The sequence below is a fragment of the Bariatricus sp. SGI.161 genome, assembly GCF_050313695.1.
In the GTDB taxonomy this organism is placed as follows: Bacteria; Bacillota; Clostridia; order Lachnospirales; family Lachnospiraceae; genus JAFBIX01.
In genome coordinates, this window is sequence record NZ_JBNPLX010000009.1 from 111,783 (window position 1) to 119,729 (window position 7,947).

General features: G+C 37.0%; 12 protein-coding genes. 11 read left to right on the forward strand and 1 reads right to left on the reverse strand.

Features of this window, described 5'->3' with window-relative positions; all coding sequences use genetic code 11:
• Positions 1-4 precede the first annotated feature (4 nt).
• The 9 genes from ACQRBH_RS07425 to rsfS all read left to right on the forward strand — a co-directional run bounded on the left by ACQRBH_RS07425 (position 5) and on the right by rsfS (position 5,208).
• Positions 5-889 (forward strand): DMT family transporter, encoded by an 885-nt coding sequence (locus ACQRBH_RS07425; protein ID WP_427742034.1) that lies wholly within the window; start codon positions 5-7, stop codon positions 887-889.
• A gap of 106 nt (positions 890-995) precedes the next feature.
• Positions 996-1,304: a 50S ribosomal protein L21 gene (gene rplU, locus ACQRBH_RS07430; protein ID WP_235231473.1), complete on the forward strand. Its 309-nt coding sequence runs from the start codon at positions 996-998 to the stop codon at positions 1,302-1,304.
• A 14-nt stretch (positions 1,305-1,318) separates the two neighbouring features.
• Positions 1,319-1,660 (forward strand): ribosomal-processing cysteine protease Prp, encoded by a 342-nt coding sequence (locus ACQRBH_RS07435; RefSeq protein WP_427761276.1) that lies wholly within the window; start codon positions 1,319-1,321, stop codon positions 1,658-1,660.
• Positions 1,657-1,938: a 50S ribosomal protein L27 gene (gene rpmA / locus ACQRBH_RS07440; RefSeq protein ID WP_016219110.1), complete on the forward strand. Its 282-nt coding sequence runs from the start codon at positions 1,657-1,659 to the stop codon at positions 1,936-1,938. Before ACQRBH_RS07435 ends, rpmA begins: the two co-directional genes overlap by 4 nt.
• 90 nt (positions 1,939-2,028) lie before the next feature.
• Complete coding sequence (gene obgE / locus ACQRBH_RS07445) at positions 2,029-3,312, forward strand: GTPase ObgE (protein ID WP_235231471.1); 1,284 nt, start codon at positions 2,029-2,031, stop codon at positions 3,310-3,312.
• 30 nt (positions 3,313-3,342) lie between these two features.
• Positions 3,343-3,633, forward strand: coding sequence for a ribosome assembly RNA-binding protein YhbY (gene yhbY, locus ACQRBH_RS07450; RefSeq protein WP_235231470.1), 291 nt, complete (start codon positions 3,343-3,345; stop codon positions 3,631-3,633).
• A gap of 15 nt (positions 3,634-3,648) precedes the next feature.
• Positions 3,649-4,260 carry a nicotinate-nucleotide adenylyltransferase gene (gene nadD, locus ACQRBH_RS07455; RefSeq protein WP_427742031.1) on the forward strand — a complete coding sequence of 204 codons (612 nt, stop codon included), beginning with the start codon at positions 3,649-3,651 and terminating at the stop codon, positions 4,258-4,260.
• A 6-nt stretch (positions 4,261-4,266) separates the two neighbouring features.
• Positions 4,267-4,851: a bis(5'-nucleosyl)-tetraphosphatase (symmetrical) YqeK gene (yqeK, locus tag ACQRBH_RS07460; protein ID WP_235231468.1), complete on the forward strand. Its 585-nt coding sequence runs from the start codon at positions 4,267-4,269 to the stop codon at positions 4,849-4,851.
• 3 nt (positions 4,852-4,854) lie between these two features.
• Entirely contained in the window at positions 4,855-5,208 is a 354-nt protein-coding gene (gene rsfS / locus ACQRBH_RS07465; RefSeq protein ID WP_427742030.1) for a ribosome silencing factor, read from the forward strand.
• A 54-nt stretch (positions 5,209-5,262) separates the two neighbouring features.
• Here the strand turns inward: rsfS and lexA are convergent, their stop codons facing one another.
• Positions 5,263-5,880 carry a transcriptional repressor LexA gene (gene lexA, locus ACQRBH_RS07470; protein ID WP_427742029.1) on the reverse strand — a complete coding sequence of 206 codons (618 nt, stop codon included), beginning with the start codon at positions 5,878-5,880 and terminating at the stop codon, positions 5,263-5,265.
• 226 nt (positions 5,881-6,106) lie between these two features.
• Between lexA and yneA the strand changes: the two genes are divergently transcribed.
• The gene (gene yneA, locus ACQRBH_RS07475) at positions 6,107-6,466 is read left to right on the forward strand and encodes a cell division suppressor protein YneA (RefSeq protein ID WP_427742028.1); all 360 of its coding nucleotides are present in this window, start codon (positions 6,107-6,109) and stop codon (positions 6,464-6,466) included.
• A gap of 335 nt (positions 6,467-6,801) precedes the next feature.
• On the forward strand, positions 6,802-7,947 hold a 1,146-nt coding region (locus ACQRBH_RS07480; RefSeq protein WP_427761277.1), incomplete at its 3' end, for a MerR family transcriptional regulator.

Consider the following 7,947-nt stretch of genomic DNA (forward strand, 5'->3'; position numbering starts at 1 on the left):
ATCTATGAAGAAAACTGCTCCATTTTTTGTTTTACTTGCGTCTGTCCTCTGGGGATCTATGGGAATAGTTACTCGATATATTGCAGATATCGGTTTCCATACTCGTCAGATAACGGCTGTCAGAATCTGTGTTTCAACGATTGTTTTAGCAATATTTCTATTGCTTACAGATCGTAAGAAATTAAAAATTGAAAAAAAAGATATTCAATGGTTCTTGGGAACAGGGATCGGAAGTCTGTTTGTCAATAACCTGGCATATGCAGAGACTGTACAGAGGGCATCTCTTTCTGTAGCAGTGGTCTTATTATATACAGCTCCTTTTTTTGTTATGATTTTATCAGTAATATTTTTTAAGGAAAAGATAACGTTTCAGAAGATTGTTGCATTACTGATGTCATTTGTCGGCTGTGTTCTGGTTGTCGGACTGTCCGACACGGGTCTGGGAGAACACAAGATGATCACTTTATTCATTGGTCTTTGTTCAGGGCTAGGATATTCTCTCTATACAATCCTTGGAAAAGCAATAATGGATAAATATGATTCGCTTACTTTGACATTTTATACATTTTTATTTGCATCTTTTGCAACGCTGATCATTTGTGAACCAGTTGACACAATTCGCTTAATATCGGATCATCTTTCCAAAATGCCATTGGTGATTGTAGGGAGTGTGGTAACACTGGCATTTCCATATATCTTTTATTCCATTGGACTTAAATATATGGAGAGCAGCAAAGCTCCAATCATAGCTTCTTTTGAAGTAGTCGCAGCCAGTCTTTGGGGTGTCCTTTTGTATCAGGAGACGTTGAATATCTACAATATATTCGGGATCATTCTAGTAGTAAGTGCATTGATTTTTTTGCAAATAAATTTTCATAAGAATACTTGATTTTTGAAAGATCATATGCTATTATATACCAGTATGCCGCACAACGAGGTTTATAAGTCCGTAACGGACACCGTAGTTGGCGAGTAATGATAATAGGAGGTGCCATATGTACGCAATTATAGCAACAGGTGGTAAACAGTACAAAGTAGCCGAAGGCGATATCATTAAAGTAGAAAAACTTGGTGTAGAAGCTGGTGAAACTTATACATTTGACCAGGTGCTTGCAGTAAGTGACAACGAATTAAAAGTTGGTAATCCAACCGTTGAAGGAGCAACAGTAGAAGCTTCTGTTGTAGAGAACGGCAAAGCTAAGAAAGTCATCGTTTACAAGTATAAGAGAAAAACTGGATACCATAAGAAAAACGGTCACAGACAGCAGTATACAGCAGTAAAGATTGACAAAATCAATGCTTAATTTGGAGAAGATCCATGATTCATGTAACCATTTTTCAGAACGACAGAAAAGAATGCATAGGGTTTCAGACAAAAGGGCATGCTGAATATGCGGATGAAGGACAGGATATCGTATGTGCCGCAGCTTCAGTGCTGGTGCTGAATACAATAAATGCGATTGATCTGTATGCAGAAGATGAGTTTTCTGTGGACAGTGATCAGGAAGAAGGGATAATTGCTTTTTATTTAAGTGATTCACCTTCGAAAGAAGCAGAGTTGTTGTTAAAAACTATGATTCTCGGATTGGAACAAATGGTGGATGATGAAAACTATGCAGAATATATTGATTTAACATTCGAGGAGGTGCAGCAACCATGATGAAATTAAACCTTCAGTTTTTCGCTCATAAAAAAGGTGTTGGTTCTACAAAGAATGGTAGAGATTCTGAGTCTAAGAGACTTGGTGCCAAGAGAGCAGACGGACAGTTTGTAAAAGCTGGTAATATCCTTTACAGACAGCGCGGAACAAAGATTCACCCAGGTGTTAACGTTGGACGTGGCGGTGATGATACATTGTTCGCACTTGTAGATGGCGTTGTAAGATTTGAGAGAAAAGGAAGAGATAAGAAACAGGTTTCTATCTATCCGGTAGCTTAAGTAGTTATGAGTTGAAGAGAGTGTTGCAGGATAACTGACATTCAGTTATATAGCAGCACTCTTTTTTGTAAATAAGAGAGGAATAAGTATATGTTTGCAGACAGAGCAAAGATATTTATCAGATCAGGAAAAGGCGGTGACGGCCATGTAAGCTTTCGCCGGGAGTTATATGTACCAAATGGAGGCCCAGACGGTGGCGATGGAGGACGCGGCGGCGATGTTATTTTTGAGGTTGATGAAGGACTGAATACATTGCAGGATTTTCGTCATAAAAGAAAATATACCGCTAAAGATGGAGAGCCGGGCGGGAAACGCAGATGTCATGGTGCAGATGCAGAAGATATTATATTGAAGGTTCCAGAAGGCACAGTCATAAAAGAAGCAGAATCTGGAAAAGTCATTGCCGATATGTCTGGGGATAATCGACGCCAGATTATATTAAAAGGCGGAAAAGGTGGCCTGGGCAATCAACATTATGCAACAGCGACCATGCAGGTTCCTAAATATGCGCAGCCAGGGCAGCCTTCCCGTGAACTCTGGGTAAATCTGGAATTGAAAGTTATAGCAGATGTTGGACTTGTAGGATTCCCTAACGTAGGGAAATCCACATTGCTGTCACGTGTGACAAATGCTCAGCCTAAAATTGCAAATTATCATTTTACAACTCTGAATCCGAATCTGGGAGTCGTCGATCTTCCTGATGGAAGAGGATTTGTTATGGCAGATATTCCGGGCCTGATTGAAGGCGCATCTGAAGGTGTAGGACTTGGACATGAGTTCTTACGCCATATTGAACGTACAAAACTTATGATACATGTTGTTGATGCGGCAGGTACTGAAGGACGAGATCCAGTAGATGATATTTATAAAATAAATGCAGAATTGGAAGCCTATAATCCTGAGATAGCACAGCGTCCACAAGTTATTGCGGCCAACAAGATTGATGTAATTTACCCTGATGGGGAAGATCCGTTAAAGCGTCTGAAAGATGAATTTGAACCAAAGGGAATCAAAGTATTTCCGATTTCAGGTGTAACAGGAAAGGGAATTCAGGAACTCTTATATTATGTTTCAGATCGATTAAAAGAACTAGACCAAGCACCAGTTATCTTTGAACAGGAATATTTCCCTGAAGAAGAATTAATATATGAAGATCTTCCGTATACTGTCGAAGTGGAAGAGGGAATCTATGTTGTAGAAGGTCCAAAGATTGAAAAAATGCTTGGTTACACAAATCTGGATTCGGAGAAAGGATTTGCTTTTTTCCAGAAGTTTTTAAAAGATACAGGTATTCTGGATGAATTGGAAGAAGCTGGAATTCAGGAAGGTGATACCGTGCGTATGTATGGATTACAGTTTGATTACTATAAATAAATGACGATATAGAGATGAAGGAGTAAAAAGATGACGACAAAGCAAAGAGCATATTTGAAAAGCCTTGCGATGACGATGGATCCGATTTTTCAGATTGGAAAAAATAGTATGACGCCTGAGCTCACAAAAGCTGTTGAAGAGGCATTAAATGCAAGAGAACTGATTAAGGTCAGTGTTCTGAAGAACTGTGCGGACGATCCACGGGCTTTGGCAGAGATACTTGCAGAACGTACAAAATCACAGGTAGTACAGGTGATTGGTAAAAAAATTGTGTTGTATAAAGAAGGAAAAGATAAAAATAAACGAATTGAATTGCCATAAGATGGAGCGAACGTTATGAAAATAGGGATTATGGGAGGAACTTTTGATCCTATTCATAATGGACATTTGATGCTTGGAAAAGCAGCTTATGAAATGTTTGGATTGGATCAGATCTGGTATATGCCAAATGGGAATCCACCTCACAAGGACAATACATCTATGAAAACGGATGTCATGGAACGTGTTGAAATGGTTCAATTAGCTATTGCTCCGTATGAGGAATTTCGACTGGAATTATATGAAGCGAAGAGAAGAGAAGTCTCTTGTTCTTACAGTACTTTAGAATACTTTAAGAACAAATATCCTGAGGATGAATTCTATTTTATCATAGGTGCAGACTCGCTGTTTATGATAGAACATTGGGTGCATCCTGAAAGAATCTTTCCTACATGTACAATTCTTGCAGCATTTCGTGACGAGATTAATACACGGAAAGAGATGGAAAGAAGAATCCAGTATTTGGAAAAGAAGTACCAGGCAAAAATAGAATTATTAGTTACACCGTTAATAAAAATATCTTCACATGAATTGCGTGAAGCAATCAAAGAGGGGCAATCAATCGCTTCCTATGTTCCGGCAGATGTTGAAGATTATATTTACAAAAAACATCTGTATATGGGAGTGTGAGAGTATATGGAACAGAAGATAACAAAAATACGAAGAAAATTAATGACAGAGTTAGATACCGAACGGTATGAGCATACATTGGGAGTTATGTATACAGCAGCTTCCATGGCAATGCGTTATGACGAAGATGTTGAAAAAGCATTGCTTGCAGGTTTGCTTCATGATTGTGCAAAATGTATCTCTGGTGAGAATAAGATTAAATTATGTAATAAGTATCATTTAAGTGTATCAGAAGTCGAGAAAAAAAATCCAAGTCTTCTTCATGCCAAATTAGGGGCCTTTCTTGCGGCCAAAAAATATCATATTAAAGATAAAGATGTTATTAATGCAATCGCAAGTCATACGACAGGATGTCCCAATATGACACTTTTAGACAAGATTATTTATATTGCGGACTATATTGAGCCTGGAAGAAAAGAATTACCTAATATGGCAGAAGTGAGAAAATTAGCATTCACGGACATTAATGAATGTCTGTATCGTATCCTGGAGGATTCGCTGGTATATCTGAACAGTAAAAATATATCAGTTGACCCAATGACTGAGAAAACATACTTATATTATAAAAATAAACTTAATAAGGAGGTGTAGTCTATGGATCAAGCAAAAGAAATGGCACGTGTTGCATTCAAAGCTTTGGAAGATAAAAAAGGAGAAGATACATGTATCATAGATATCTCCCAGATATCAGTACTGGCAGATTACTTTATCATTACAAATGGTAACAGCGACAGTCAGGTAAACGCTCTGGTAGATAGTGTAGAAGAAAAAATGCACATTGCAGGGTATGAGCAAAAGCAGCGGGAAGGACAGAATTCTGGTGCCTGGGTATTGTTGGATTATGGCGATGTGATCGTACATGTGTTTGACAGAGAAAATCGTGAATTTTATAATCTGGAACGTATCTGGAATGATGGAAAGAAAATTATAAATCCGGATGAATTATAGATATTAATTTGAGGAGGACAGAAATGAAAAGCTGTCCTCCTTTTTTGAAAATGTCTAAGCAAGAAAACGAAAGACTCCTATGACCTTTCCTAAAATCTTGACATCAGTTACAATAATTGGATCCATTGAGTCATTCTCAGGCTGCAGTCGAATCGCATCTTTTTCTTTGTAAAAGGTCTTAACAGTAGCACCGTCTTCGATTAAAGCAACTACCATTTCGCCATTACGTGCAGTCTGACATTGTTCCACCAATACAAGATCCCCATCGAAAATACCGGCATTAATCATACTTTCACCCTTTACCTTAAGCATAAAGGTCTGGTTATTAGGCATGAATTCCATTGGAATAGGGAAATAATTCTCAATGTTCTGTTCTGCGAGTATCGGTTCTCCGGCAGCAACACGCCCTATCATCGGAACATTCACCATTTCACGACGCGTGAAATTAAAAGAATCATCCAAAATCTCAATCGCTCTTGGTTTCGTAGGATCACGACGTATGTAGCCATTCTTTTCAAGTGTCTCCAGGTGTGAGTGAACAGAAGAAGTAGACTTTAGATGAACTGCATCGCAGATATCACGTACAGCAGGAGGAAAACCTCTCTCCAGTATCTGTGATTTAATATAGTCTAATATTTCTTGTTGTTTTGGGCTAATCTTACCGCTTCCCATAAGAACCTCCTTCTCTCCGTACATAAGAACTTTAATAAATTCATTTTATCACAGCAATATTCAAAAAGCAAACAAATGTTTAGAAAATATGTTCGATTATTTTTGAATTTTATATTGACAAACATTTGTTCGAAGTATATAATACAACTATAGAACAGCTGTTCGGAACAAATGTTTGCTGATCATTTGAGAATAAGGGGATTATATTATTAAGGAGGAGAGTTTCATGAATACACACAGATTACATACAGCAAGTAAAAGAAGAAGAGAAGTACGTAGAAATAAAATATTGGTTATGCTTACAGTCTGTTTATTCGTTATGGGACTCAGTATCTTTTTTGGAAACAGCCTGGTGGATGCACATGACAATTCTGAAGACACGCCTGTTCAGTATAAGTATTACAGAAGTATTGAGATTGAATCTGGTGATACTTTATGGAGTATCGCGGAAGAATATGCAGATGAACATTATGATTCTATCTATGATTATATCTACGAGATAAAGGATATGAATGGCTTGATTTCTGATGATATTCAGTCAGGACAATATCTGACGATCGCATATTATGATAAGGATATTTTATAGTATATAACTGTCTTATAAGAAGCAATTCATTACATCGGTATATAAGTATAAAACTTATCTTATATATTATACTCACCCATCTAGATGTCTGGCGAATAGGGTATTCCTGCACCAGGCATCAATTTTTTATTTGTTTTTATTTGATTATATGAGAAAAAAGTCGGTTGTTGTTTAACAGAAGCTATTGTACTTGCTGTGCCTATGAGCCTGATATAGAATAAAGTTAATAAATAATTTCAAAAGATCGATAAAAACTCTTGACCTTATAGCGACTTTAGGGTCTACGATTCAAGAAAGAAAAGACATGCGCATGAATAATTTACGAGGTGAATGTAATGCTGATAAAAGAAGTAGAACAAAAGACAGGAATCAAAGGTGTTAATATCAGATATTATGAAAAAGAAGGTCTGATTCATCCTTCCAGAAAAGCAAACGGATATCGGGAATATTCTGAGATGGATGTAGAACGTCTGAATCAGATTAAAGTACTTCGTCTATTGGAAGTTTCATTACCGGAGATACAGCAGGTTCTTGATGGTAATATCACTTTACAAGAGGTAATGACCAGGAGAATAGGGGAACTAAATAAAGAAGAAATGAAAATTAAAGAAATTAAAACAACCTGTGAAACAATTATTTCAGAAAATATCAGTATTGCTGAACTCAATGAAGAGTTACTATGCGGTGATCAGGCCACTTGGAAAGTGAGGTTTGAGCAGATTATGAAAGAAGATATTGATAAGAAATTTATCGGAAAAGGGATTGTATATATTATCATCTGGACTGTATTTGGTAAAGTGTTTATGGAAGCAATGTTCCGTATCCCAATCGATGATGCAGTTACTGCTGCAATATTCCCATATGTTAATATGGGATTAGGAATACTATTTATTTTGTATGGAATTGGGTTATCTGTCTATGAGGGAATCACTGGAAAAGATTTTCTGTGGGTATGGGGCAGAGACTGGGGTGGAAATGGTCTGGGCGGTCTTGCCAATTCATTTACTTTCTGCGGAATAGGTGTTGGAATACTATCAACATCACTGACAAGATTTTTAATTGTACTATTAGTTGTGTGCATTGTGATAGCCGGTATTCGTGGTTTTATTATGTTCTATATGAAGTATTCTAAAAAGTCTTCTGAAAGCAAACAGAAGAAGGTACGAACTGGACGTATCATGGTGATAACTATAGTCATTTTAATTATCTCTTTTGCAGTCTGTGTCGTAATCATGTATCAGGATTATGTCAAAAGATATCCGTCAGATTCTTTTGAAGACCAGAAGAATAGGCAGGAGATAAAAGGAATAGAGACTGTTGAAATTACGAAAAATAACTGGGAAGATTATTTTACTGTTATTGATGAAATCGAGTACGAAAAAGATGAGAATGATGAAGTGATAGGTATATATCAAAAATCATGGTTTGAATTGAAAAAGGAGTATTTGAAACAGTTAGACCCAGATATGGAAAGTAAAGTT